Origin of the sequence: Pseudomonas sp. NBRC 111124 (genome assembly GCF_001320245.1) — a bacterium.
In the GTDB taxonomy this organism is placed as follows: domain Bacteria; phylum Pseudomonadota; class Gammaproteobacteria; order Pseudomonadales; family Pseudomonadaceae; genus Aquipseudomonas.
On the sequence record NZ_BCBA01000007.1, the window covers coordinates 14,999 to 38,901 of the forward strand.

Below are 23,903 nucleotides of genomic sequence, written 5' to 3' on the forward strand. Positions count from 1 at the left end.
AGCTGTTGTTCTTTTCACTTTCCCATCGTGGGGATTGGTTACCCGACCGGGCGCATTGATTCCGGGGGGCCGTTTCACTATAAAATGGCCCTGACGCAACAGACATTGGCAATTCGGCAAGCAGAGCGTGCACCAATGCAATATCAGATTACCCACGCCGACCTCTCCCTGGTCCTGGCACTGGAACGCGGGCGCTCACTGGCCAAGGCCGCCGAACTGCTCAAGGTCGACGTTTCGACCGTGTTCCGCTCGATTCGCCGGCTGGAGTCGGCGCTAGGCACCGCGCTGTTCGTAAAAAGCCGCAAAGGCTACCTGCCGACCGACACGGCGCAGGCCCTGGCCGAGCAGGCCGAACGCGCCGAGCAGGCGTTGGAGGCCGCGCGCATCGCCATGACCAGCGGCGAGCAGGTGGTCAGCGGCACCGTGCGCGTGACTTGCACCGAAGCCGTGATGCACAGCCTGTTGCTGCCCGCGCTGGCGGCGTTCATGCCGAACTATCCGGCGCTGTCGCTGGAGATGGGTACGTCCAATACGTTCGCTAACCTCAGCCGCCGCGATGCCGACATCGCCCTGCGCCTGACCAACACGCCGCCGGAGCATCTGGTGGGGCGTTGCCTGGGCTCCACTTCCTATGTGATCTGCGGTCAGCCGCAATGGCGTGAGCGCTTGAACGAATCGGCCAGCAGCGTGCCGTGGATCGCCCCGGACGACTCGATGCAGGACCACCCTACCGTGGTCTGGCGCAACCAGCAGTACCCGGGGTTGAGCCCGCGTTATCAGTGCAGCAGCATGTCGACCATTGCCCAACTGGTCAGTACCGGGCTGGGCGTGGCGGCGCTGCCTGACTACATGGTTGATGCCTTGCCGGGGGTGGACGCGTTGAGCGGACCGTTGCCCGGATGCGATACCCAGCTGTGGTTGCTGACTCGACCGGATTGCCGAGCATTGCGCTCGGTTCAGACTTTGTTCGAGGAGCTGACGCCGCGGTTGCGGGATGCAATGCTCTGAGGTTATCGTCGGGATCATATGAGGGTGTCTGCTCCGGCGCTTTCGCGGGTAAACCCGCCCCCACAGCGACCGCGTACCCTGTGGACGCGGGTTTACCCGCGAAGAAGCAAACGCAGGGCTTGAAGTGACTACCCGACAAAACAGCGCTTCCCTATTGGCTGGTGATTTTTTAAACTATCGAGTCCGCCTGCCCATATTGGGCTGCACGCCCACCGCATTTGCTACTGAGGAAGACCATGGCCCGCGTAACTGTTGAAGACTGCCTGGAACACGTGGATAACCGTTTTGAGCTGGTCATGCTCTCGACCAAGCGCGCCCGTCAGCTGGCCACTGGTGGCAAAGAGCCGCGCGTTGCATGGGAAAACGACAAGCCAACCGTCGTTGCCCTGCGTGAAATCGCTGAAGGCATCGTCACCAACGAATTCATCGCTGCTGAAGAGATCGTCACCGAGGATCCGGTCTTCGCCGCGTTCGAGGACGAGTCCAACGAGGCAGTCTGATCGATGCCCTGTCGACGTCGCGCGGCACAAGGCCCTCTTCCTCGGCAAGAGGTGAAACCATGCCGGGCATAGAAGCCTTAGCCGAACGGCTGTCGACCTACCTGGGCCCCGAACAGGTCAACCTGGTTCGCCGTGCCTACTTTTACGCCGAACAGGCGCACGATGGGCAGCGCCGCCGCAGCGGCGAGCCCTACGTGACCCATCCGCTGGCCGTGGCCAGCATCCTCGCCGACATGCACATGGACCATCAGAGCCTGATGGCGGCCATGCTGCACGACGTGATCGAAGACACCGGCATCGCCAAAGAAGCCCTCTGCCAGCAGTTTGGCGAGACCGTGGCCGAACTGGTCGATGGGGTCAGCAAACTGACCCAGATGAACTTCGAGACCAAGGCCGAGGCTCAGGCCGAAAACTTCCAGAAGATGGCCATGGCCATGGCACGCGATATCCGCGTGATCCTGGTCAAGCTGGCCGACCGCCTGCACAACATGCGAACCCTGGAAGTGCTGTCGGGCGAAAAACGCCGGCGCATCGCCAAGGAAACCCTCGAGATCTACGCCCCCATCGCCAACCGACTGGGCATGCACACGGTGCGCGTGGAGTTCGAGGACCTCGGCTTCAAGGCCATGCACCCGATGCGTTCGTCGCTGATCCACCGGGCGGTGAAGAGCGCACGCGGCAACCGGAAAGAGATCGTCGCCAAGATCGAGCATTCGCTGGCCAACTGCCTGGCCGCCGATGGCATCGAGGGCGAGGTCAGCGGCCGGCAGAAACACCTCTATGGCATCTACAAGAAGATGCGTGGCAAGCGCCGCGCCTTCAACGAGATCATGGACGTGTACGCCTTCCGCATCATCGTCGACAAGGTCGACACCTGCTACCGGGTGCTCGGCGCTGTGCACAACCTGTACAAGCCGCTGCCCGGACGCTTCAAGGATTACATCGCCATCCCCAAGGCCAACGGCTACCAGTCGTTGCACACCACGCTGTTCGGCATGCACGGCGTACCCATCGAAATCCAGATCCGCACCCGCGAGATGGAAGAGATGGCCAACAACGGCATCGCCGCGCACTGGCTGTACAAGTCCAACGAGGACGAGCAGCCCAAGGGCAGCCACGCCCGTGCACGGCAGTGGGTCAAGGGCATCCTCGAACTGCAGCAGCGCGCCGGCAATTCGCTGGAATTCATCGAAAGCGTGAAGATCGACCTGTTCCCGGACGAGGTCTACGTGTTCACGCCCAAAGGCCGGATCATGGAGCTGCCCAAAGGCTCCACCGCCGTCGACTTCGCCTACGCGGTACACACCGACGTCGGCAACAGCTGCATCGCCTGCCGTATCAACCGCCGCCTGGCGCCGCTGTCCGAACCGCTGCAGAGCGGCTCGACGGTGGAAATCGTCAGCGCGCCGGGCGCGCGGCCGAATCCGGCTTGGCTCAATTTCGTGGTCACCGGCAAGGCGCGTACGCATATTCGCCACGCCCTCAAGCAACAGCGCCGCTCCGAGTCGATCAGCCTCGGCGAGCGCCTGCTGAACAAAGTGCTCACCGGTTTCGACAGCAGCCTGGAGAAGATCCCGCAGGAGCGAATCCAGGGCATCCTTGCCGAGTACCGCCTGGAGCTGATCGAAGACCTGCTCGAAGACATCGGCCTGGGCAACCGCATGGCCTACGTGGTCGCCCGCCGCCTGCTGTCGGCCGAAGGCGAACCGTTGCCGGCGCCGGAAGGCCCGCTGGCGATCCGCGGTACCGAAGGCCTGGTGCTGAGCTACGCCAAGTGCTGCACACCGATCCCGGGCGACCCGATCGTCGGCCACCTGTCGGCGGGCAAAGGCATGGTCGTGCACCTGGAAAACTGCCGCAACATCAGCGAAATCCGCCACAACCCGGAAAAGTGCGTACAGCTCTCCTGGGCCAAGGACATCGCTGGCGAATTCAACGTCGAGCTGCGTGTCGAGCTTGAACACCAGCGCGGCCTGATCGCCCTGCTGGCCAGCAGTGTCAACGCGGCCGACGGCAACATCGAGAAGATCAGCATGGACGAACGCGACGGCCGTATCAGCGTGGTCCAACTGGTGGTCAGCGTGCATGATCGTGTGCACCTGGCCCGTGTGATCAAGAAGCTGCGTACCTTGACCGGCGTGGTCCGCATCACCCGCATGCGTACGTAGTCCGCCAACCGCAAGGAGTCATCATGAGCAAGACCGTAATCAACAGCGACAAGGCCCCTGCCGCTATCGGCACCTACTCCCAGGCGATCAAGGCCGGCAACACCGTCTACATGTCGGGCCAGATTCCGCTGGACCCGAAAACCATGGAACTGGTGGAAGGCTTCGAAGCCCAGACTGTACAGGTGTTCGAGAACCTCAAGTCCGTGGCTGAAGCAGCGGGTGGTTCGTTCAAGGACATCGTCAAGCTGAACATCTTCCTGACCGACCTGAGCCACTTCGCCAAGGTCAACGAAGTGATGGGCCGCTACTTCGAACAGCCCTACCCAGCCCGCGCTGCCATCGGCGTAGCTGCACTGCCGAAAGGCGCCCAGGTCGAAATGGACGCCATCCTGGTCATCGAATGATGCCCCTGGTGACGGGCGCCCTGCCCGTCACCCCTCCTCTGCAAGGTTATCCCGTCATGCGTCAAGCACTGCCCCTCGCGCTGGCAGCCCTGCTTCTGGGCGGCTGCGCCAGCCACAAACCCGAAGACTTCAACGGCACCTGGATCAACCAGGCCGCCATCAAGGCCGCCAGCGAAGGCGGCAGCCTGCGCCAGGCCCTCAACGAGCATGGCCCGGTGTTCGAGTGGAAGCTCGATGTCGCCCATCAGCAGGCCAGCTTCAGCAATGGCTTCGAGGCTGCCGACGGCCAGCTGAGCGCCAACCAGAAACAATGGCAGGCCAGCTTCCAGGGCGGCCAGACCGACCAGCTCGAACTGGATGGCGATGAACTGAAAGCCACCAGCCCGAACGGTGTCGAGCAGACGTTCGTCCGCGTCAAGCAGCCCGGCAATGCGCCATTGGGCGGTAGCTTCGAGAAGGCGCTGTACCAGGCTTACCTCGGTGGCGACTGGAAGATCATCGAAGGCCAGGGCAAAGGTGGCACCGTACGCTTCAGCGATACCGGCAACGTCACCGGCTTGCCAGGCCCAGACCGTTTCGCCCTGTGCCTGGCCGGCGACTGCGCCAGCATGGGGGGCAACAACGACAGCCTGTGGCTGGAGCGCAACCAGCGCGGCGCGCCGTTCATCTTCAAGCGTGATGGCGACAAGCTAACGATCTTCCAGGCGGTGAACACGGCCCAGGCAGACGATATTCCGCAATTGGCCGCCGGTACTCAGCAGTGGGTGCTGCAGCGCAATTGAAATGCGATCCCTGTAGGAGCGGCCTTGTGTCGCGAAAGGGCTGCGAAGCAGCCCCAGGGTTTCAGCTTCACCGCATAGATTGCCGGGCCGCTATGCGGCCCTTTCGCGACACAAGGCCGCTCCTACAAGAGCTGCGCCAAGCCTGTAACTTCAGCCCTTGCCTGCCAGGATGGCGGCATAGCCTTCCTTGTAGCTCGGATACTCCGGCGCCCACCCCAACGCCCGCACCCGGGCATTGCTGCAACGCTTGCTGCCGGTACGCCGCACTCGCTGTTCATCCGACCACTCGGTAACGCCCATATACCCCCGCAGCCAGGCCACCACATCGGCCAGCGGCGCCGGGTCGTCATCGACACCAATGTAGCAATCCTCCAGCGCCACACCCTCGGCATCGGCCTGCAGCAGAAAGGCCAACAGGCTCGCGGCATCCTCGGCATGGATCCGGTTGCCATACAGCGGCGGTTCCTCGGCCACCCGATAGCCATGCCGCACCTGGCTCAACAGCCACTCGCGGCCTGGCCCGTAGATGCCGGTCAGGCGGATCACGCTGGCCGGAATACCGCTCGACAGCGCCAACCCTTCGGCTTCCAGCATGACCTTCCCCGAATAACCTTCAGGCTCGGTGGCGGCTGTTTCGTCAATCCATCCGCCGTCTTTTTGCGCAAATACGCTGCTGCTGGAGACGAACAGCAAACGCCGCGGGCGCTGGCCACGCTCGGCCAGCCACGCCAGCACATGGCGCAAACCGTCAACGTAGGCGGCCTGATAGCCCGCCTCGTCATGCTGACTGGCAGCAACGCAGTACACCAGATAGTCCGGCGAGCCCTGTGGCCAGGCCTTTGGAATGGCAGGGTCGGACAGGTCTGCGGCGATGGGCGCGACGCCCTCGGGCAGCTGCCCGACCGAGCGGCGCAAGCCACTGACCTGCCAACCTTTGGTCAACAGCTGGCGGGCCAAACGTCCGCCTACATCACCACATCCCACGATAATTGCGGAAAGGTCTGACATCACAAAACTCCCTAGACCAAAGGATCAGGCTAGCCGTATTACACGATAGGCGGCTAGACCGTAGGTGAAAAAAGCAACAAGATTACTTTTGTTAACAAGAATTACTTGCAATAATGGCAACCCTATCTGTTCTCGGCCGAACTCGAGGCCTTGGAGAACGCACACTTTCTTCTTCATCAGGTCCGGCCAGCATGACACGTACTCAACCTTCCGCTTCGCCAAACCCGTCGCGCGCCTGGCGCGCCATCGCCGCGCTGATGTTCAGCCTGGTGCTGGCCCCGGTTGCCATGGCCGATGAGCCTAATACCAATGCCGCCACCCCGGCTGCTGCTGTCGCGCCAGCTACTCCGGCACCGGCTGCTGCCGAAGGCCAGGCCGCCGCCCCGGTCGATGCACCTGCTGCCGCCGACCCGGCCGTTCAGCAACTGGTTGAAGACACCTCGCTGGGCATGGCCCATGACCTGTCCCCATGGGGCATGTACAAGAATGCCGACATCGTCGTCAAAATCGTGATGATTGGCCTGGCCATCGCCTCGATCATCACTTGGACCATCTGGATCGCCAAGGGCTTCGAGCTGATGGGCGCCAAGCGCCGCCTGCGTGGCGAGATCGCCGCGCTGAAGAAGTCGGTGAGCCTGAAAGAAGCCAGCACCGTCTCCAATAAAGAAGGCACCCTGGCCCACACCCTGGTCCACGATGCCCTCGAAGAGATGCGCCTGTCGGCCAACGCCCGCGAGAAAGAAGGCATCAAGGAACGCGTCAGCTTCCGCCTGGAGCGCCTGGTAGCCGCCAGCGGCCGCACCATGAGCAGCGGCACCGGCGTGCTCGCCACCATCGGTTCCACCGCGCCATTCGTCGGCCTGTTCGGCACCGTGTGGGGCATCATGAACAGCTTCATCGGCATCGCCAAGACCCAGACCACCAACCTCGCCGTGGTGGCACCAGGTATCGCCGAAGCCCTGCTGGCCACCGCCCTGGGCCTGGTTGCAGCGATTCCCGCCGTCGTCATCTACAACGTCTTTGCCCGCTCCATCGCCGGCTACAAGGCACAGGTGTCCGACGCCTCCGCCCAGGTGCTGCTGCTGGTCAGCCGTGATCTGGACCACCAGGGTAGCGACCGCGCCGCCCCGCACATGGTGAAAGTGGGGTAAACCATGGGCCTGCATCTCAACGAAGGTGGCGATGACCTCGCCGAGAACCACGAAATCAACGTCACGCCATTCATCGACGTGATGCTGGTGCTGCTGATCATCTTCATGGTCGCAGCCCCCCTGGCCACGGTCGACATCAAGGTCGACCTGCCAGCCTCGACGGCCAAGCCGGCACCGAGGCCGGAAAAGCCCGTGTTCGTCAGCGTCAAGGCCGACCAGAAGCTGTATGTCGGCGACGATCAGGTACCTACCCCCGACCAGCTTGGCCCGATGCTCGACGCCAAGACCAAGGGCGACAAGGAAACCACCATCTTCTTCCAGGCCGACAAGGGCGTGGATTACGGTGACCTGATGGAAGTGATGAACAACATGCGCGGGGCCGGCTACCTGAAAGTCGGCTTGGTCGGACTCGAGACGGCAGCCAAGAAATGACGAAAACGCGCTCAAACGTGGCGCGCTACGGTGGCAGCCTGGCGATCGTGCTGGGCGTGCACGTGGTCGCCGTGCTGCTGACGCTCAACTGGTCGGTGCCACAGGCCATCGAGCTGCCCCCGGCAGCCATGATGGTCGAACTGGCACCGCTGCCCGAGCCCGCGCCGCCGCCACCACCGAAAGCCGCCCCGCAGCCACCGGCACCGGTCGAAGAACCGCCGTTGCCAAAGCTGGTCGAGGCGCCGAAGCCGAAGATCGCCATCGCCAAGCCGCCCAAGCCGAAGCCCAAGCCTCAACCACCGAAGCCTGAGAAGAAGCCCGAGCCGCCGAAGGATGAGCCGGCCAAGGAACAGGTAGCTGACACGCCGCCAAGCAACACGCCACCGCAGAAGTCGGCGGCACCGGCGCCAAGTATCGCCTCCAACAGCCAAGCGCTGCCAACTTGGCAGAGCGACCTGCTGCGCCACCTGGCGAAGTACAAGCGCTACCCGGAGGACGCCCGCCGCCGAGGCCTGCAAGGCATCAACCGCCTGCGCTTCGTGGTCGACGCCGAAGGTAAAGTGGTGTCCTACTCCATGGCAGGCGGCTCCGGCAGCGCGGCTCTGGACCGGGCGACCATGGAAATGATCCGCCGCGCTGGCACGGTACCCAAGCCGCCGGCTGAGCTGCTGACCAATGGCACGATCGAGGTAGTGGCACCGTTCGTCTACTCGCTGGACCGTCGCTGATACTTTTGTTTCTGTCACAAATCGGCAAGTCTGATAACGTGCGTCTATCGATTGCAGCCGCTATGCTGGGCCCGCAACTTCATGGACGCACGTTATGACCCTCACAGAATTACGCTACATCGTCACGCTCGCCCAGGAGCAGCACTTCGGCCATGCTGCCGAGCGCTGCCACGTCAGCCAGCCGACCCTGTCGGTCGGTGTGAAGAAGCTTGAGGACGAGCTGGGCGTGCTGATCTTCGAGCGCAGCAAGAGCGCGGTGCGCCTGACCCCGGTCGGCGAAAGTATCGTGGCCCAGGCGCAGAAGGTACTGGAGCAGGCCCAGGGCATTCGCGAACTGGCTCAGGCCGGCAAGAACCAGCTGACCGCCCCGCTCAAGGTCGGCGCCATCTACACCGTCGGCCCGTACCTGTTCCCGCACCTCATTCCACAGCTGCACCGGGTTGCGCCGCAGATGCCGCTGTACATCGAAGAAAACTTCACCCACGTGCTGCGCGAGAAGCTGCGCAACGGCGAGCTGGACGCGGTGATCATCGCCCTGCCGTTCAACGAGGCCGATGTGCTGACCCTGCCGCTGTACGACGAGCCCTTCTGTGCGCTGATGCCGGCCGACCACCCGTGGACGGCGAAGAAGACCATCGATACCGCCATGCTCAACGACAAGAGCCTGCTGCTGCTCGGCGAGGGCCACTGTTTCCGCGACCAGGTGCTGGAAGCCTGCCCGACGCTGAACAAAGGTGGCGAAGGCTCCAGGCACACCACGGTCGAATCCAGCTCGCTGGAAACCATCCGCCACATGGTCGCGTCCGGCCTGGGTGTGTCGATCCTGCCGCTGTCGGCCGTACACAGCCATCATTACGCGCCTGGGGTCATCGAAGTGCGTCCGCTTACCCCGCCAGCGCCGTTCCGCACCGTGGCCATTGCCTGGCGCGCCAGCTTCCCGCGGCCGAAGGCGATTGAGATCCTTGCCGACTCGATCCGCCTTTGCTCGGTGGCCAAGCCACCCGTGGAACAACCGGCCTGATCCATGAGTGAGTTGTCGAAGGTCTCGGTCACGGCGCTCAAGGGCGTAGGCGATGCCATGGCGGAAAAACTCGCCAAGGTCGGCTTGGAGAACCTGCAGGACGTGCTGTTTCACCTGCCCTTGCGCTATCAGGACCGCACCCGCGTGGTGCCGATCGGCCAGTTGCGCCCGGGCCAGGACGCAGTGATCGAGGGCGTGGTCAGCGGTGCCGACGTGACCATGGGCAAGCGCCGCAGCCTGGTGGTACGTCTGGGTGACGGCACAGGTGTGCTGAGCCTGCGCTTCTACCACTTCAGTAATGCGCAGAAGGAAGGCCTCAAGCGTGGCACCCACCTGCGCTGCTATGGCGAAGCCCGCCCCGGCGCTTCTGGGCTGGAGATCTACCACCCGGAGTACCGTGCGCTGAATGGCGACGAGCCGGCGCCACCGGTGGAGCAGACCCTGACGCCGATCTACCCGTCCACCGAAGGCCTTACCCAACAGCGCCTGCGCCAGCTCTGCCAGCAGAGCCTGGGCATGCTCGGCCCGCGCAGCCTGCCCGATTGGCTGCCCGACGAGCTGGCCCGCGACTACCACCTGGCGCCGCTGGACGATGCCATCCGCTACCTGCACAACCCGCCGGCCGACGCCGACCTCGACGAGCTCGCCGAAGGCCAGCACTGGGCCCAGCACCGCCTGGCCTTCGAAGAGCTGCTGACACACCAACTGTCGCAACAACGCCTGCGCGAGAGCCTGCGCAGCCTGCGGGCGCCGGTACTGCCCAAGGCCAAGCGTCTGCAGGCGCAATACCTGGCCAACCTCGGTTTCAAGCCGACCGGTGCGCAGCAGCGGGTGGCCAACGAAATCGCCTATGACCTCAGCCAGCACGAGCCCATGATGCGTCTGGTGCAGGGGGATGTCGGCGCCGGCAAGACCGTGGTCGCCGCCCTTGCCGCACTGCAGGCCCTGGAGGCCGGCTACCAGGTGGCGCTGATGGCGCCCACCGAGATCCTTGCCGAGCAACACTACATCACCTTCAAGCGCTGGCTGGAGCCACTGGGCATCGAAGTCGCCTGGCTGGCCGGCAAGCTCAAGGGCAAGGCCCGCGCCAGCGCGCTGGAGCAGATCGCTGGCGGCGCGCCAATGGTGGTCGGTACCCACGCGTTGTTCCAGGAAGAAGTGCGCTTCAAGCACCTGGCCCTGGCAATCATCGACGAACAGCACCGTTTCGGCGTTCAACAGCGCCTGGCCCTGCGCAAGAAAGGCGTGGCCGGCGAACTGTGCCCGCACCAGCTGATCATGACCGCCACACCCATCCCGCGCACCCTGGCCATGAGCGCCTATGCCGACCTCGACACTTCGGTACTCGACGAGTTGCCGCCAGGGCGCACGCCGGTAAATACCGTGCTGGTCGCCGACAGCCGCCGCTTCGAGGTGGTCGAGCGGGTCCGCGCCGCCTGCGCCGAAGGGCGCCAGGCCTACTGGGTGTGCACGCTGATCGAAGAATCCGAAGAGCTGACCTGCCAGGCGGCCGAGAGCACCTTCGAAGACCTTGCCAGCGCCCTCGGCGAACTGCGCGTGGGCCTGATCCACGGCCGCATGAAGCCTGCAGAAAAAGCCGAGGTGATGGCCGAGTTCAAGCAAGGCAACCTGCAACTGCTGGTCGCCACCACGGTGATCGAAGTCGGCGTGGACGTGCCCAACGCCAGCCTGATGATCATCGAGAACCCCGAGCGCCTGGGCCTGGCCCAGCTGCACCAGCTGCGTGGCCGGGTGGGTCGGGGCAGCGCGGCGAGCCACTGCGTGCTGCTGTATCACCCGCCGCTGTCGCAGATCGGCCGCGAACGCCTGGGGATCATGCGGGAGACCAACGATGGCTTCATCATCGCCGAGAAAGACCTCGAACTGCGCGGGCCCGGCGAAATGCTCGGCACACGCCAGACCGGCCTGCTGCAGTTCAAGGTCGCCGACCTGATGCGCGACGCCGACCTGCTGCCGGCCGTACGTGACGCTGCCCAGGCGCTGCTGGCACGCTGGCCCGACCACGTCAGCCCGCTACTCGACCGCTGGCTGCGTCACGGCCAGCAATATGGCCAGGTGTGACGCCTGTCCCAGAATGGATCCAGCTTGGCCGACAGGCTGGTTATACTTCGCGTTTAAAAGAATTTGTGGATACAGACCATGACTGAAGTTGCCCTGGACACCGCAACCCCCCACGCACCGTCTGTTATCCGGCTGTTGCTCGAAAAACTGCACGTGGCCTTTGAGGAGGTGGCGGACTATCCAGCGCTGCCAGCCGCGTCACGCGTGCAGGCGATCCTGCTCGATGACGAGGTCGGCGCCCTGCTGGTGCTGTTCCCGCAGAGCAAGCTGCTGGACCTCAGCCGCCTCGAAGAGCTGACCGGCCGCAAGCTCAAGGCCGTGCCATTGCCACGCCTGAAGCAGATGCTCGATAAGCACCAGCTCAAGGCCTTGCCGGCTATCCCGGCGCTGACCAGCTCGCCCTGCCTGTATGAAGGCAAATTGCTCGAGGCCGAACACCTGTTCATTCAGTCCGGCGAAGCCGGACTGCTGCTGAAAGTGCACCGTGATGACTTCAAGCGCATGCTCGCCAAGGCCAGCGCCGGCAGTTTCGGCCAGCCGGTGCGCGACATCCGCCCCAATCTCGATCGCCCGGATGACGACCGCAAGGAGATCACCGAGGCTGTTCAAGCGTTCACGGCCCGGCGCATCCAGAAGCGTCTGGAAGAGACCATCGAGATCCCGCCACTGGCCGACACCGCGCAGAAGATCATCAAACTGCGGGTCGACCCCAACGCCAGCATCGACGACATCACCGGTGTGGTCGAAACCGACCCGGCCCTGGCCGCCCAAGTGGTCAGCTGGGCCGCTTCGCCCTATTACGCCTCACCTGGCAAGATCCGCTCGGTGGAAGACGCCATCGTCCGCGTACTGGGCTTCGACCTGGTGATCAACCTGGCCCTGGGCCTGGCGTTGGGCAAGACCCTGAGCCTGCCCAAGGACCACCCGCAGCAGGCTACGCCGTACTGGCAGCAGTCGATCTACACCGCTGCCATCATTGAAGGCCTGACCCGCGCCATGCCCCGCGCCGAACGCCCGGAATCCGGTCTGACCTACCTGGCGGGGCTGCTGCACAACTTCGGCTACCTGCTGCTTGCACACGTGTTCCCGCCACACTTCTCGCTGATCTGCCGCCATCTGGAGGTCAACCCGCACCTGTGCCATACCTACGTGGAACAGCACCTGCTGGGCATCAGCCGCGAACAGATCGGCGCCTGGCTGATGAAGCTGTGGGACATGCCCGAAGAGCTGTCGACCGCGCTGCGCTTCCAGCATGACCCGGCTTATGACGGCGAGTTTTCGGCCTACCCGAACCTGGTGTGCCTGGCGACCCGGCTGCTGCGCTCGCGCGGTATCGGCTCGGGGCCACAAGAGCAGATTCCAGATGAGTTGTTGGAGCGCTTGGGGATCACCCGGGACAAAGCCGAAGATGTGGTGAACAAGGTGCTCGAGGCGGAGGCCTTGCTGCGCGATCTGGCGTCGCAGCTCAACGCTCCACATTGAGCCATTGGGGCTGCTCTGCAGCCCTTTCGCGACACAAGGCCGCTCCTACAGGGGATCGCATACGTCTGCAGGAGCGGCCTTGTGTCGCGAAAGGGGCGCAAAGCGCTCCCAGCGGTTTCAGCTTTTTTTCTTGGGTTTCAGGTACTTCATCAGCCCTTGGAACCACATCACCAGCGCCGGATTACCCTTGATCTGTATGTTCTTGTCCTGAATGCCTTGCATGAACGCCAACTGCTTGTTACCCGCCTGCATCGTGGCAAAGCCGTAAGCGGCATCCTTGAAGGCGATGGCAAATGCCGGCTGCGGATGGCTGCCGCCCTTGCTGCTGATGCGTTCGCCGCTGACGATGAAGTGCCGCGCCACCTTGCCGTCCAGCGTCTGCATCTGGAACACCAGGTCCTTGTCCTTGAGTTGCTGCTGGAACGCCGGGTTGTTGCGGCTGGCCCTGGCCATCAGCAGCCCCATGGCCCAAAGAAGAAAGCGAAACTTCATCAACGCGCCTCGAATAAAAAATGACTGAAGCGCGCAGTTTATCCTTTTCCTGAACAAATTATGCAAGTTCGCAACATTTACCTTCCAGAATGCATAACGGGCGCCCTAGGGCGCCCGCTTGGATGACACTGAGGGTCAGCCGCCGATCACTTTTTCTTGGCTGGCTTGGCGGGCACGTTGACGCTGTCGCGCAGGTTCTTGCCAGGCTTGAAGGCAACGGTGTTGCTGGCCTTGATCTTCACCGGCTCACCCGTTTGCGGGTTCTTGCCAGTGCGGGCACCACGATGACGTTTTTCAAAGGTGCCGAAACCGACCAGGGTGACCGTGTCCTTGTCCAGGGCACCGGTGATGCTGTCGAGAATGGCATTCAGCACCTGGTTGGCCTTTTCCTTGGTCAGGTCGGCCTTTTCGGCGATGACAGCGGCGAGTTCTGGTTTACGCATAGTGAAGCCTCTTTGACGGGATTTCTTGTTGTTATTGCCGTGCTGCCATCGAAGCAGCGTTCAAGGCACCGCAGGCTCTAATCTGCGGCAGACGGAACTGAGAATGGCACGCCCACCGAGGCCGCGCCAGTATCTGCGCGGCCATTGTGCTGGCAACAACAGGATAAATCCGACAGAACGCCCGCTATTCACGCCATCAGGGCGGGTAGCTGCCTATTCAGCGCCAGTTTTTCCATGACCGCGGCGCCAGTCAGGGCATAGCCGAGCAACTGACCGTCGGCGGCATGGCAGAGCACTTTCAGGTCGCTACCCTGCCCTTCGACCTGCCAGTTGCCCTCACGGCCTGCTGGCGGCGGCGACACCACCAGCGGGCAAGCCGGGGTCTTCACGGTGATCGGCATCGGCCCGTAGCTGACCGCAGTTGGATTGCCGGCCAGGGTCTGCGCCAGGGCTCGGGCGCAGGCCATCAACGGCATTACATAGAGCAGGTTGATGCCGTCGACTTCGGCGCAATCGCCCAAAGCGAAGATGTTGCTGTGCGAAGTGTGCAGCTGACGGTCCACCATCACACCGCGGTTGGTCTGCAACCCGGCGGCAGCGGCGAGGTCGATACGCGGGCGCAGGCCAATGGCCGATACCACCAGGTCGCAGGCGATCACTTGCCCATCGGACAAGTGCGCCTCAAGCCCTTCATCCACCTGTTGCAGGCGAGTCAGCACCGGGCCGAGATGAAAGCGCACACCCAGCCCTTCCAGGCCTGCTTGCACAGCGGCAGCAGCGGCCGGGTGCAACAAGGTCGGCATGACCTGCTCGCAAGGCGCAACTACGTCGACCTGGAAACCGCCCAGACTCATGTCGTTGGCGAACTCGCAGCCGATCAGTCCAGCACCGAGAATCAGCACGCGCTGCTTGCCTGCGGCAGCGGCGCGCAAGCGTGCGTAGTCCTCCAGGTCGTTGACCGGGAACACTCGGTCGGCACCATCACCTTCGATCGGCACCTGCACCGTCTGAGCGCCCCAGGCCAGCACTAGGTCGCGGTACTCGACTGCCTCTTCACCAATCCATAGGCGCTTATGGCCTGGGTCGATGCCGCTGATTCGCGTGTGGGTGCGCACCTCGGCTTTGAGCTGCTCGGCCATGGCCCCAGGCTCGGCCATGCACAAGCCGTCGGCGTCCTTGTTTTTGGCAAAGCCGGTGGACAGCATGGGCTTGGAGTAGGAGCGGCCGTCGTCGGCGGTAATCAGCAGCAGCGGCGTGTCGCCATCAAGCTTGCGAAATTCACGGGCCAGGTTATAGCCAGCCAGGCCGGTACCGATAATTACCACGGGGGACGTCATGCGCTGCTTTCCTCTTTTAACCGATGGCGATCATTTCGAAGTCGCTCTTACCCACACCGCAGTCAGGACACAGCCAGTCTGCTGGCACATCTTCCCAGCGGGTACCGGGCGGGATGCCGTCGTCCGGCCAACCTTCGGCTTCGTCATAGATCAGGCCACAGACAATACACTGCCACTTTTTCATCAGGTCAATTTCCTCGGTGTCGCTCAGGCTTTGTTGTAGACGGGCATTATGCAAGCAGTCAGGGCAATCATGCTAAGCTCGCCGCCTCTCTGGCTGTAATCAAGCATACCGACGTGTCGTACGAATCCCCGCAAGCAGCCGCTGTCGCGTGGCTGCCGTATTCACAGCTGGCCACTGAAATCGACCAGCCAACCCTGGACTGGCTGTTCGACGAAGGCTCCCTGACTCGCCGCCTCACCCAGCTGTCCCAGGACCACTTCAGTGTCACCCCCCTTTTTGAAGGCTGGCAACCGCTGCGCGATGACGAATGCCGAGCCCTGAACATCGCTCCAGGCGCCGAAGGCTGGGTGCGCGAGGTGTTCCTGCGCGGGCATGGCGACCCGTGGGTGTTCGCCCGCAGCGTGGCCAGCCGCCGCGCCCTGGAGCGCGGCGGCCTGGACCTGGAGACCCTGGGCAGCCGTTCGTTGGGTGAGTTGCTGTTCTGCGACCAGGCGTTCATCCGCCACCCGATCGAGGTGTGCCGTTATCCACAGGGCTGGCTGCCGGCCACTGCCGCGCAAGACGGCCTGTGGGGTCGCCGCTCGCGCTTCGCCCGTGACGGCCTCGACCTGCTGGTGGCCGAGGTATTCCTGCCTACACTGTGGCAGGCGGCCAAGGAGGAGAACCGCTGATGTATCTGCAACTGCTCAAGTCGCTCAACCGCCTGCACCCACGCGCCTGGGACTTCGTCCAGCTCAGCCGCATGGACCGGCCAATCGGTATCTATCTGCTGCTCTGGCCGACCCTGACAGCGGTATGGATCGCTGGGCAAGGCTCGCCGACCCTGGCCAACGTGCTGATCTTTGCCCTGGGCGTGGTGCTGATGCGCGCCGCCGGCTGCTGCATCAACGATTTTGCCGACCGCAAGGTCGATGGCCACGTCAAACGCACCGCCGACCGCCCGCTTGCCAGTGGCCGGGTCAAATCGCGTGAAGCGTTGGCGTTGTTCGCCATTCTGGTCGGTGTGAGCTTCCTGCTGGTGCTGTGCACCAACAGCCGCACCGTGTGGCTGTCGTTCGGCGCGGTGGCGCTGGCATCTTGCTACCCGTTCATGAAGCGCTACACCTATTACCCGCAGGTGGTGCTGGGTGCGGCGTACTCCTGGGGCATCCCCATGGCCTTCACCGCTGCCGGTGGCGAACTGCCGGCCAGTGCCTGGCTGCTGTATATCGCCAACGTGCTTTGGACGGTGGGTTACGACACCTATTACGCCATGGTCGACCGCGATGACGACCTGAAGATCGGAGTGAAATCGACCGCGATCCTGTTTGGCGAGGCGGACCGGGCGATCATCCTGACCTTGCAGCTGTTGTCGTTGGGCTGCCTGCTGCTGGCGGGTAGCCGCTTCGAGCTGGGTGGCTGGTTCCACCTGGGGTTGCTGGGTGCGGCGGCGTGCTTTGCCTGGGAATACGGGTCGACGCGCAAGCTGGACCGTGAGTCGTGCTTCAAGGCGTTTCTGCACAATCACTGGGCGGGGTTGCTGGTGTTCATCGGGGTGGTGCTGGATTACGCATTGCGCTGATGCCTGTGGGAGCGGATTGACCCGCTCCCCACAGGGTAAGAAGGCAGCCTTCAAGGCTTGGCGACGTGCCAGACATCCTTCATGCCGTCACCGGTCATGTCCCCGGCCTTCTTGTCCTTGAGGAAGGTGTACAGCGGCTTGCCGTCATAGGCCCACTGCATCTTGCCGTCGTCACGCTTGATTTGCGTCCATTTTCCTTCGGCTTTTTCGCCTTTTTCGACCATCAACGGTGGCCAGTTCGTCGCACAATCACCGTTGCACATCGACTTGCCGCCGGCATCTTTGTCGAAGGTGTACAGCGTCATGCCTTTGTGGTCGACCCACATGCCGTCTTTTTCCATCGCATGGTGGGCGGACGCCACCCCCGGCAGCGCCAGTGCAGCGAAAAGGGCCATCCAGCTCAGCGTATGTCGTGTCATTGGAATCACCATGAATTCGGGGGTGGATTGCATGCTTTTTACCGCCGCAGCGGCCCTGTGAAGCCTAGCCCAGTCATGGAATGTCGCCAGAACGGCCAACACCCTGTCACACAGCTGCAATAATTCCGTTATCTAATGCGGGCCAAGACACGATTCCTGGGAGAGGTTTTGAGCATGGTTGGCAGAAACATTCTGATCGTCGACGACGAAGCACCGATTCGCGAGATGATCGCCGTTGCCTTGGAAATGGCCGGCTATGACTGCCTGGAAGCCGAGAACTCCCAGCAAGCCCACGCGATCATCGTCGACCGCAAACCGGACCTGATCCTGCTCGACTGGATGCTGCCCGGCACTTCCGGCATCGAGCTGGCACGCCGCCTCAAGCGCGACGAGCTGACCGGCGACATCCCGATCATCATGCTCACCGCCAAGGGCGAAGAGGACAACAAGATCCAGGGCCTGGAAGTCGGTGCCGACGACTACATCACCAAGCCGTTCTCGCCACGCGAACTGGTGGCCCGCCTGAAGGCCGTGCTGCGCCGCACCGGCCCGAGCGACAGCGAAGCGCCGATCGAAGTCGGCGGCCTGCTGCTCGACCCGATCAGCCACCGCGTGACCATCGACGGCAAGCCGGCCGAGATGGGCCCGACCGAATACCGCCTGCTGCAGTTCTTCATGACTCACCAGGAACGCGCCTACACCCGCGGCCAACTGCTCGACCAAGTGTGGGGCGGCAACGTGTATGTCGAGGAGCGCACCGTCGACGTGCACATCCGTCGCCTGCGCAAGGCGCTGGGTGAAGCTTACGAAAATCTGGTACAAACCGTCCGGGGCACTGGCTACCGCTTCTCGACTAAAAGCTGATCGAGCTGACAAGCGCCACGCTGCAAGTCGTTGTACAAGGACCGTCAATTGAACCAGAACTGGCACGCGACCCTGATTCGCCACCTGTTGCTGCTGATCACTGTTTGCCTGATCGGCGGCCTGGTCAGCGGCTATTACGGCTGGAGCCTGGCCATCGGCCTGGCGCTCTACCTGGGCTGGACGCTCAAGCAGCTGCTGCGCCTGCACGACTGGCTGCGCAACCACCAACCCGACGAAGCACCGCCCGATGGCTACGGCCTGTGGGGTGAGGTGTTCGACAGCATCTACCACCTGCAACGCCGCGACCAGCGCGTGCGCGGGCGACTGCAGGCGGTGATCGACCGGGTCCAGGAGTCCACTGCGGCGCTGCGGGACGCGGTGATCATGCTCGACAGCGATGGCAACCTGGAGTGGTGGAACCGCGCTGCGGAGACCCTGCTGGGCTTCAAGACCCCACAGGACGGCGGCCAGCCGGTGACCAACCTGGTGCGCCACCCGCGCTTCAAGGAATACTTCGAAGCGGAGAACTACGTCGAACCGCTGGAAATCCCCTCGCCGATCAACGACCGCCTGCGCGTACAACTGCACATCACCCGCTACGGCAACAACGAGCACCTGATGCTGGTGCGCGATGTCACCCGCATCCACCAGCTCGAACAGATGCGCAAGGATTTCGTCGCCAACGTCTCCCACGAACTGCGCACCCCGCTGACGGTAATTACCGGCTACCTGGAAACCCTGCTGGACAACGTCGAGGACGTGAACCCGCGCTGGGCCCGGGCGCTGCAACAGATGACCCAGCAAGGTTCGCGCATGCAGACCCTGCTCAACGACCTGCTGCTACTGGCCAAGCTGGAAGCCACCGACTACCCGTCGGACAACCAGCCGGTAGCGGTCGATGCACTGCTCGCCGCGATCAAGAACGATGCCCAGGCACTGTCGGGGCCGCGTAATCAGAAAATCACCCTGGAAGCCGCGCCGGGCCTGCGCTTGAAGGGCAGCGAGTCGGAACTGCGCAGCGCGTTCTCCAATCTGGTGTTCAACGCCGTCAAGTACACCCAGGATGAAGGCAGCATCCGCATCCGCTGGTGGGGCGACGAACACGGCGCGCACTTGTCGGTGCAGGATTCCGGCGTCGGTATCGACGCCAAGCACCTGCCGCGGCTGACCGAGCGTTTCTACCGGGTCGACTCCAGCCGCGCGTCGAATACCGGCGGCACCGGGCTGGGGCTGGCGATCGTCAAGCACGTGCTGATGCGCCACCGCGGCAAGCTGGAAATCAGCAGCGTTCCGGGGCATGGCAGCACCTTCACCTGTCACTTTGGCCCGGCACAATTGGTCAACGACAAGGTCTGAGGGACCAAGGGCTGCTTTGTAGCCCTTTGCTTTTGTAGCCCCAGCCGCTACATTGGATCCCCTGTGCCAGCAAGAGCTGGCACTTTTTTTCTCCCTATCTCAAAGACGGACCCCGTAAAAACTCCATCATGGACCCTTCCCCTGGTATCAGCCTCGCCTCGTTATTCGCCGATTTCGGCATGATCATCTTTGCCTTCCTGCTGGTGCTGCTCAACGGCTTCTTCGTTGCCGCCGAGTTCGCCATGGTCAAGTTGCGCGCCACCCGCGTCGAGTCCATCGCCGAGCAGCATGGCTGGCGCGGCAGCATCCTGCGCAAGGTGCACAACCAGCTAGACGCCTACCTGTCGGCCTGCCAGCTGGGCATTACCCTTGCTTCGCTGGGCCTGGGCTGGGTCGGCGAGCCGGCCTTCGCCCACTTGCTCGAACCGCTGCTGGCCTATCTGGGCGTGGACAGTGCCGAAGTGGTCAAGGGCGTATCGTTCTTCGTCGCTTTCTTCGTCATCTCGTACCTGCACATCGTGGTCGGTGAACTGGCGCCCAAGTCGTGGGCTATTCGCAAACCCGAGCTGCTGTCGCTGTGGACTGCGGTGCCGCTGTACCTGTTCTACTGGGCCATGTACCCGGCCATCTACCTGCTCAACGCCAGCGCCAACACCATTCTGCGCATCGCAGGCCAAGGTGAACCCGGCCCGCACCACGAGCATCATTACAGCCGTGAAGAGCTCAAGCTGATCCTGCACTCCAGCCGTGGCCAGGACCCGAGCGACCAAGGCATGCGCGTGCTGGCCTCGGCCGTGGAGATGGGCGAACTGGAAGTGGTCGACTGGGCCAACTCCCGTGAGGACATGGTCAGCATCGACGCCCATGCCCCGCTCAAGGAGATCCTCGCGCTGGTGCGCCGGCACAAATTCAGCCGCTACCCGGTGTACGACGCCGAGCGGGAGGAGTTCACCGGCCTGCTGCACATCAAGGACTTGTTGCTGGAGCTGGCCGAACTCGAACACCTGCCAGAGACCATCGACCTGGACGACCTTGCCCGCCCTCTGGAGCGCGTATCGCGGCACATGCCGCTCTCGCAGCTGCTGGAACAGTTCCGCAAGGGCGGCGCGCACTTTGTGCTGGTGGAGGAAGCCGACGGCAAGGTGATCGGCTACCTGACCATGGAAGACGTGCTGGAAGTGCTGGTGGGCGACATCCAGGATGAACACCGCAAGACCGAGCGCGGCATCCTCGCCTACCAACCGGGCAAGCTGCTGGTGCGGGGCGACACGCCGCTATTCAAGGTCGAGCGCCTGCTCGGTGTCGACCTCGACCACATCGAGGCAGAAACCCTCGCCGGCCTGGTCTACGAGACGCTCAAGCGCGTACCTGAAGAAGAGGAAGTACTGGAAGTCGAAGGCCTGCGCATCATCATCAAGAAGATGAAAGGGCCGAAGATCGTCCTGGCCAAGGTGCTCAAGCTCGACTGAGCCTAAGGGTTGCCGGCAGTGAAGTCCGGCAACCCGCCCAGCGGGCGGTCGAACTGGAAGGGTATCGACTCCAGCGCCAGCCCCACATTGCGCTGCACCACGAAATGCAGGTGGGGCCCGGTGCTGTTACCGGTATTACCCGATTTGGCCAGGGCTTGCCCGACCGCCACCTGTTGCCCCTCACGCACCACTACCGAACCACGCATCAGGTGCAGGTACACGCCCATGGTGCCGTCGGGGTGCAGAATCCGCACAAAGTTACCCCCCGGGTTACTGCCTCGGCCACTCTGGCCATTCTCGACCTTCACCACCATCCCGCCTCGCGCCGCAATGATCGGCGTGCCCTCCGGCATGGCGATGTCCATCGCATAGCGGCTTCTGGGGCCGAAGTGGCTGAATCGGCCATTGGGTCCCTGGGTCAGGCGAAATGGCCCGCCTTTCCAGGGGAACGGGTAGCGGTAGGCCAAAGAGCGCTGGCCTGGGTCGCCCATGGCGTACTGGAAGCTGCTGGCGTATTGCAACTTGCCACCTGGCGCGGCCAGTACCGAACTCAGCACCTTGCTCGAACGCGGCCCTACTACGGCGCGTATGTTGCGCGGCTGGTTGCCACCGAAGGCGTTGATCAGCTTGTCGATGCGCAGTTCGACCTGCATTGGCACGTAAAGATCGTTGCGCACCATGAAGCGCACGCCGCCGGGGAAGGTCTCGGCCTGCAGGCGTACCTTGCCATCAATGTGATCGAGGATCGGCTCGCTGAGTTCGAAGGTTTTCGCCCCTGGGCTGTAGCGATCGGAATACGAAACCACGCCGAAATTGTCGACGGTCTTGTAGATCGTAGTGCCCATGCTCGACGCCGAGGCCGAAAGCAAGGCACAGAAAAGCAGCAAGCGGGCGGCTGGCATGATGGTGGCTTTTTGACAGTGATGATCTGTCGAAGACTAGCAGCGGGATTGGCGGGCGGTACTGCAGTTGGTCGGACGCCGCCGGCAGGCTAATGCTGACCCTGTAGGAGCGGGCTTGTCCCGCGAAGCAGGCAGCGCGGTGACTGGCACCGGCTTCGCCGGTGTTCGCGGGGCAAGCCCGCTCCTACAAAGGGTTCTGTGTATGGCCTTGATCAGGCGCTGGGGGTGAAGTGCTTCTGCTGGGTACCGCGGGCAATCAGGCGCGACAGATAGTCGAGTTTCTGCGCATCCTGGTCGACGAACTTGAAGGTCAGCTGCAGCCAGTCACTTTCTGGCTTGGGCTCCAGCGCAGCGATGGCATGCAGATAGCCGTTCAGGCGCGCCACTTCGGCGTTCTCACCCTGCTCCAGGTCGAGCACTGCGCCTTCCAGCACCTGCGGCAGCGCCGCGCTGCGACGCACCACCAGCAAGGCTTCCTTGAGGCTCAGCGCCTTGATCACGCAGGGCTGGGTACCGCTGGCCAGGCGCAACTGCCCCTGCCCCCGCCCGGCCTGAGCCGCAGCAGCCGCAGTTTGCGGCTTCGGCGCATTGAGCAAAGGCTTGGCCGACGCGGTAGCAGGCGCAGCCACTTTGGCCGCTTCAGGCTTGCCGCCGGTCAGTGCACTCAGCGAGTCGTTGGCGAATGCCGAATTCACCCGTGCCTGTGCACCGGCCATCAGGCTGTCCAGCTTGCCGATCTTGCTCAGGGCTTTCTTCACCTTGGTCAACAGCTGCTCGTTGGTGAACGGCTTGCCGACGAAGTCGGAGACGCCGGCCTGGATGGCCTGGATCACGTTCTCCTTGTCACCGCGGCTGGTCACCATGATGAACTGCAGGTCCTTCATCTCGGGCTGCTGACGGCACCATGTCAGCAGTTCGAGGCCGGACATCTCCGGCATCTCCCAGTCGCACAGCACCAGATCGAACGGTTCCTTGCCCAGCATGGCCATGGCCTTGCGACCGTTGACCGCGTCTTCGATGACCATGCCCGGAAAAGCATTGCGCAGGCACTTCCTGACCAGGTCACGAATGAACGGTGCGTCATCCACGACCAGCACATTGACTTTACTCATCGATACTCCTCTTGAACCCGACTAGCCTACCGCGCAATGGTGGCCACTTGCCAACTCTAGGGTCACGCCGGGACTTCTTCGCATCGTTCGCGGGTGCCTGCTTATTGCTCTGCCACAGACGAAAACGCCCGGCACGGCCGGGCGTCGATGCTCGGGAGCAATCTTATTTATCGTCAGGTTTGCCCGGAACATTAGCGCTTTCGGCCGCATCATCTGCGGTGCCTTCGACTTCTGCCTTCATGCGCTTGAGGCCCATGTGACGTACGTCGGTACCGCGCACCAGGTAGATCACCAGCTCCGAGATATTGCGCGCGTGGTCGCCGATCCGCTCCAGCGAACGCAGCACCCAGATCACGCTGAGCACCCGCGAGATCGAACGCGGGTCTTCCATCATGTAGGTGACCAGTTCGCGCAGGGCGGTTTTGTATTCGCGGTCGATGGTCTTGTCGTACTGGGCCACCGCCAGCGCCAGGTCGGCATCGAAGCGGGCGAAGGCATCGAGGGCGTCGCGCACCATGTTGCGTACCTGGTCGCCGATGTGGCGTACCTCGACGTAGCCACGCGGCGACTCGCCTTCCTCACACAGCTGGATGGCGCGGCGGGCGATCTTGGTCGATTCGTCGCCAATGCGCTCCAGGTCGATCACCGACTTGGAGATGCTGATGATCAGGCGCAGGTCGGAGGCTGCCGGCTGGCGGCGGGCGAGGATGCGCAGGCATTCCTCATCGATGTTGCGCTCCATCTGGTTGATCTGTTCATCGACTTCACGCACCTGCTGAGCCAGGCCCGAGTCGGCCTCGATCAGCGCGGTAACGGCATCGTTCACCTGCTTCTCGACCAGGCCACCCATGGCCAGCAAGTGGCTGCGCACCTCTTCGAGTTCGGCGTTGAACTGCTGGGAAATATGGTGCGTCAGGCTTTCTTTGTTGATCATGTGTTCGCTCCGCGAAGCAGCTGCAAGCTTCAAGTAGTTCGTATCGTGCCCTGCACAAGCCGGC

At 63.1% G+C, this 23,903-nt stretch carries 25 protein-coding genes; 16 read left to right on the top strand and 9 right to left on the bottom strand.

The window, feature by feature from the left end:
* The first annotated feature begins 135 nt into the window (after positions 1–135).
* The 5 genes from APH28_RS03720 to APH28_RS03740 all read left to right on the top strand — a co-directional run bounded on the left by APH28_RS03720 (position 136) and on the right by APH28_RS03740 (position 4,862).
* On the top strand, positions 136–1,008 hold the full coding sequence (locus APH28_RS03720; RefSeq protein ID WP_060507695.1) for a LysR family transcriptional regulator: 873 nt from the start codon (positions 136–138) through the stop codon (positions 1,006–1,008).
* Between the two features lie 236 nt (positions 1,009–1,244).
* Entirely contained in the window at positions 1,245–1,508 is a 264-nt protein-coding gene (gene rpoZ, locus APH28_RS03725) for a DNA-directed RNA polymerase subunit omega (RefSeq protein WP_012312123.1), read from the top strand.
* 59 nt (positions 1,509–1,567) lie between these two features.
* Complete coding sequence (spoT, locus tag APH28_RS03730) at positions 1,568–3,676, top strand: bifunctional GTP diphosphokinase/guanosine-3',5'-bis pyrophosphate 3'-pyrophosphohydrolase (RefSeq protein WP_060507696.1); 2,109 nt, start codon at positions 1,568–1,570, stop codon at positions 3,674–3,676.
* 23 nt (positions 3,677–3,699) lie between these two features.
* Entirely contained in the window at positions 3,700–4,080 is a 381-nt protein-coding gene (locus APH28_RS03735; protein WP_043199829.1) for a RidA family protein, read from the top strand.
* Positions 4,081–4,136: 56 nt separating this feature from the next.
* A complete protein-coding gene (locus tag APH28_RS03740) occupies positions 4,137–4,862 on the top strand; it encodes a hypothetical protein (protein ID WP_060507697.1) in 726 nt (241 codons plus the stop codon).
* A 150-nt stretch (positions 4,863–5,012) separates the two neighbouring features.
* Here the strand turns inward: APH28_RS03740 and APH28_RS03745 are convergent, their stop codons facing one another.
* The gene (locus tag APH28_RS03745) at positions 5,013–5,870 is read right to left on the bottom strand and encodes an SDR family oxidoreductase (protein ID WP_060507698.1); all 858 of its coding nucleotides are present in this window, start codon (positions 5,868–5,870) and stop codon (positions 5,013–5,015) included.
* A gap of 191 nt (positions 5,871–6,061) precedes the next feature.
* On the opposite strand from APH28_RS03745, the gene exbB reads away from it, so the two are divergent.
* The 6 genes from exbB (at position 6,062) to APH28_RS03775 (ending at position 12,766) form a co-directional block, all read left to right on the top strand.
* Entirely contained in the window at positions 6,062–7,021 is a 960-nt protein-coding gene (gene exbB, locus APH28_RS03750; RefSeq protein ID WP_060507699.1) for a tonB-system energizer ExbB, read from the top strand.
* A 3-nt stretch (positions 7,022–7,024) separates the two neighbouring features.
* Positions 7,025–7,453: a TonB system transport protein ExbD gene (exbD, locus tag APH28_RS03755; protein WP_060507700.1), complete on the top strand. Its 429-nt coding sequence runs from the start codon at positions 7,025–7,027 to the stop codon at positions 7,451–7,453.
* Positions 7,450–8,181, top strand: a complete 732-nt coding sequence (locus APH28_RS03760) for an energy transducer TonB (RefSeq protein ID WP_060507701.1) — start codon at positions 7,450–7,452, stop codon at positions 8,179–8,181. The genes exbD and APH28_RS03760 overlap by 4 nt, the downstream gene beginning before the upstream one ends.
* Before the next feature lie 94 nt (positions 8,182–8,275).
* Positions 8,276–9,202, top strand: coding sequence for a hydrogen peroxide-inducible genes activator (locus APH28_RS03765; protein ID WP_060507702.1), 927 nt, complete (start codon positions 8,276–8,278; stop codon positions 9,200–9,202).
* 3 nt (positions 9,203–9,205) lie between these two features.
* Entirely contained in the window at positions 9,206–11,284 is a 2,079-nt protein-coding gene (gene recG / locus APH28_RS03770; protein ID WP_060507703.1) for an ATP-dependent DNA helicase RecG, read from the top strand.
* A gap of 78 nt (positions 11,285–11,362) precedes the next feature.
* On the top strand, positions 11,363–12,766 hold the full coding sequence (locus APH28_RS03775) for an aminoacyl-tRNA deacylase and HDOD domain-containing protein (RefSeq protein ID WP_060507704.1): 1,404 nt from the start codon (positions 11,363–11,365) through the stop codon (positions 12,764–12,766).
* A gap of 117 nt (positions 12,767–12,883) precedes the next feature.
* Here the strand turns inward: APH28_RS03775 and APH28_RS03780 are convergent, their stop codons facing one another.
* The 4 genes from APH28_RS03780 to APH28_RS03795 all read right to left on the bottom strand — a co-directional run bounded on the left by APH28_RS03780 (position 12,884) and on the right by APH28_RS03795 (position 15,222).
* Entirely contained in the window at positions 12,884–13,258 is a 375-nt protein-coding gene (locus APH28_RS03780) for a hypothetical protein (protein ID WP_060507705.1), read from the bottom strand.
* 146 nt (positions 13,259–13,404) lie between these two features.
* Entirely contained in the window at positions 13,405–13,701 is a 297-nt protein-coding gene (locus APH28_RS03785) for an HU family DNA-binding protein (protein WP_060507706.1), read from the bottom strand.
* A 188-nt stretch (positions 13,702–13,889) separates the two neighbouring features.
* Positions 13,890–15,038 (bottom strand): NAD(P)/FAD-dependent oxidoreductase, encoded by a 1,149-nt coding sequence (locus tag APH28_RS03790; protein ID WP_060507707.1) that lies wholly within the window; start codon positions 15,036–15,038, stop codon positions 13,890–13,892.
* 16 nt (positions 15,039–15,054) lie between these two features.
* The gene (locus APH28_RS03795; protein WP_054884848.1) at positions 15,055–15,222 is read right to left on the bottom strand and encodes a rubredoxin; all 168 of its coding nucleotides are present in this window, start codon (positions 15,220–15,222) and stop codon (positions 15,055–15,057) included.
* A gap of 113 nt (positions 15,223–15,335) precedes the next feature.
* On the opposite strand from APH28_RS03795, the gene APH28_RS03800 reads away from it, so the two are divergent.
* Together APH28_RS03800 and ubiA are read left to right on the top strand one after the other, a co-directional pair.
* Positions 15,336–15,893: a chorismate lyase gene (locus APH28_RS03800; protein WP_060507708.1), complete on the top strand. Its 558-nt coding sequence runs from the start codon at positions 15,336–15,338 to the stop codon at positions 15,891–15,893.
* A complete protein-coding gene (ubiA, locus tag APH28_RS03805; protein ID WP_060507709.1) occupies positions 15,893–16,783 on the top strand; it encodes a 4-hydroxybenzoate octaprenyltransferase in 891 nt (296 codons plus the stop codon). Before APH28_RS03800 ends, ubiA begins: the two co-directional genes overlap by 1 nt.
* Before the next feature lie 50 nt (positions 16,784–16,833).
* Here ubiA and APH28_RS03810 read toward each other — a convergent pair whose 3' ends face one another.
* The gene (locus APH28_RS03810; protein ID WP_060507710.1) at positions 16,834–17,202 is read right to left on the bottom strand and encodes a hypothetical protein; all 369 of its coding nucleotides are present in this window, start codon (positions 17,200–17,202) and stop codon (positions 16,834–16,836) included.
* 174 nt (positions 17,203–17,376) lie between these two features.
* Here APH28_RS03810 and phoB point away from each other — a divergent pair, with 174 nt between their 5' ends.
* From phoB to APH28_RS03825, 3 genes are all read left to right on the top strand, one after another.
* Positions 17,377–18,066, top strand: a complete 690-nt coding sequence (gene phoB / locus APH28_RS03815) for a phosphate regulon transcriptional regulator PhoB (protein ID WP_003253341.1) — start codon at positions 17,377–17,379, stop codon at positions 18,064–18,066.
* Between the two features lie 48 nt (positions 18,067–18,114).
* Positions 18,115–19,422 (top strand): phosphate regulon sensor histidine kinase PhoR, encoded by a 1,308-nt coding sequence (gene phoR / locus APH28_RS03820; protein ID WP_060507711.1) that lies wholly within the window; start codon positions 18,115–18,117, stop codon positions 19,420–19,422.
* 128 nt (positions 19,423–19,550) lie between these two features.
* Positions 19,551–20,891 carry a hemolysin family protein gene (locus tag APH28_RS03825; RefSeq protein ID WP_060507712.1) on the top strand — a complete coding sequence of 447 codons (1,341 nt, stop codon included), beginning with the start codon at positions 19,551–19,553 and terminating at the stop codon, positions 20,889–20,891.
* 2 nt (positions 20,892–20,893) lie between these two features.
* Here the strand turns inward: APH28_RS03825 and APH28_RS03830 are convergent, their stop codons facing one another.
* The 3 genes from APH28_RS03830 to phoU all read right to left on the bottom strand — a co-directional run bounded on the left by APH28_RS03830 (position 20,894) and on the right by phoU (position 23,839).
* Complete coding sequence (locus tag APH28_RS03830; RefSeq protein WP_060507713.1) at positions 20,894–21,793, bottom strand: peptidoglycan DD-metalloendopeptidase family protein; 900 nt, start codon at positions 21,791–21,793, stop codon at positions 20,894–20,896.
* A gap of 212 nt (positions 21,794–22,005) precedes the next feature.
* Positions 22,006–22,905: a response regulator gene (locus APH28_RS03835; protein ID WP_060507714.1), complete on the bottom strand. Its 900-nt coding sequence runs from the start codon at positions 22,903–22,905 to the stop codon at positions 22,006–22,008.
* A 163-nt stretch (positions 22,906–23,068) separates the two neighbouring features.
* Complete coding sequence (gene phoU, locus APH28_RS03840; RefSeq protein ID WP_060507715.1) at positions 23,069–23,839, bottom strand: phosphate signaling complex protein PhoU; 771 nt, start codon at positions 23,837–23,839, stop codon at positions 23,069–23,071.
* Positions 23,840–23,903: the final 64 nt, after the last annotated feature.

Excerpts from the sequence above, each read along its gene's own strand:
- APH28_RS03830 (WP_060507713.1), bottom strand. The coding sequence starts at position 21,793 with ATGCCAGCCGCCCGCTTGCTGCTTTTCTGTGCCTTGCTTTCGGCCTCG.
- APH28_RS03775 (WP_060507704.1), top strand. The coding sequence starts at position 11,363 with ATGACTGAAGTTGCCCTGGACACCGCAACCCCCCACGCACCGTCTGTT.
- APH28_RS03795 (WP_054884848.1), bottom strand. The coding sequence starts at position 15,222 with ATGAAAAAGTGGCAGTGTATTGTCTGTGGCCTGATCTATGACGAAGCC.
- APH28_RS03735 (WP_043199829.1), top strand. The coding sequence starts at position 3,700 with ATGAGCAAGACCGTAATCAACAGCGACAAGGCCCCTGCCGCTATCGGC.
- APH28_RS03745 (WP_060507698.1), bottom strand. The coding sequence starts at position 5,870 with ATGTCAGACCTTTCCGCAATTATCGTGGGATGTGGTGATGTAGGCGGA.
- APH28_RS03780 (WP_060507705.1), bottom strand. The coding sequence starts at position 13,258 with ATGAAGTTTCGCTTTCTTCTTTGGGCCATGGGGCTGCTGATGGCCAGG.
- rpoZ (WP_012312123.1), top strand. The coding sequence starts at position 1,245 with ATGGCCCGCGTAACTGTTGAAGACTGCCTGGAACACGTGGATAACCGT.
- APH28_RS03835 (WP_060507714.1), bottom strand. The coding sequence starts at position 22,905 with ATGAGTAAAGTCAATGTGCTGGTCGTGGATGACGCACCGTTCATTCGT.
- APH28_RS03785 (WP_060507706.1), bottom strand. The coding sequence starts at position 13,701 with ATGCGTAAACCAGAACTCGCCGCTGTCATCGCCGAAAAGGCCGACCTG.
- APH28_RS03720 (WP_060507695.1), top strand. The coding sequence starts at position 136 with ATGCAATATCAGATTACCCACGCCGACCTCTCCCTGGTCCTGGCACTG.
- APH28_RS03810 (WP_060507710.1), bottom strand. The coding sequence starts at position 17,202 with ATGACACGACATACGCTGAGCTGGATGGCCCTTTTCGCTGCACTGGCG.
- recG (WP_060507703.1), top strand. The coding sequence starts at position 9,206 with ATGAGTGAGTTGTCGAAGGTCTCGGTCACGGCGCTCAAGGGCGTAGGC.
- APH28_RS03740 (WP_060507697.1), top strand. The coding sequence starts at position 4,137 with ATGCGTCAAGCACTGCCCCTCGCGCTGGCAGCCCTGCTTCTGGGCGGC.
- phoU (WP_060507715.1), bottom strand. The coding sequence starts at position 23,839 with ATGATCAACAAAGAAAGCCTGACGCACCATATTTCCCAGCAGTTCAAC.
- APH28_RS03760 (WP_060507701.1), top strand. The coding sequence starts at position 7,450 with ATGACGAAAACGCGCTCAAACGTGGCGCGCTACGGTGGCAGCCTGGCG.
- APH28_RS03765 (WP_060507702.1), top strand. The coding sequence starts at position 8,276 with ATGACCCTCACAGAATTACGCTACATCGTCACGCTCGCCCAGGAGCAG.
- APH28_RS03825 (WP_060507712.1), top strand. The coding sequence starts at position 19,551 with ATGGACCCTTCCCCTGGTATCAGCCTCGCCTCGTTATTCGCCGATTTC.
- spoT (WP_060507696.1), top strand. The coding sequence starts at position 1,568 with ATGCCGGGCATAGAAGCCTTAGCCGAACGGCTGTCGACCTACCTGGGC.
- phoB (WP_003253341.1), top strand. The coding sequence starts at position 17,377 with ATGGTTGGCAGAAACATTCTGATCGTCGACGACGAAGCACCGATTCGC.
- APH28_RS03790 (WP_060507707.1), bottom strand. The coding sequence starts at position 15,038 with ATGACGTCCCCCGTGGTAATTATCGGTACCGGCCTGGCTGGCTATAAC.
- exbB (WP_060507699.1), top strand. The coding sequence starts at position 6,062 with ATGACACGTACTCAACCTTCCGCTTCGCCAAACCCGTCGCGCGCCTGG.
- exbD (WP_060507700.1), top strand. The coding sequence starts at position 7,025 with ATGGGCCTGCATCTCAACGAAGGTGGCGATGACCTCGCCGAGAACCAC.
- ubiA (WP_060507709.1), top strand. The coding sequence starts at position 15,893 with ATGTATCTGCAACTGCTCAAGTCGCTCAACCGCCTGCACCCACGCGCC.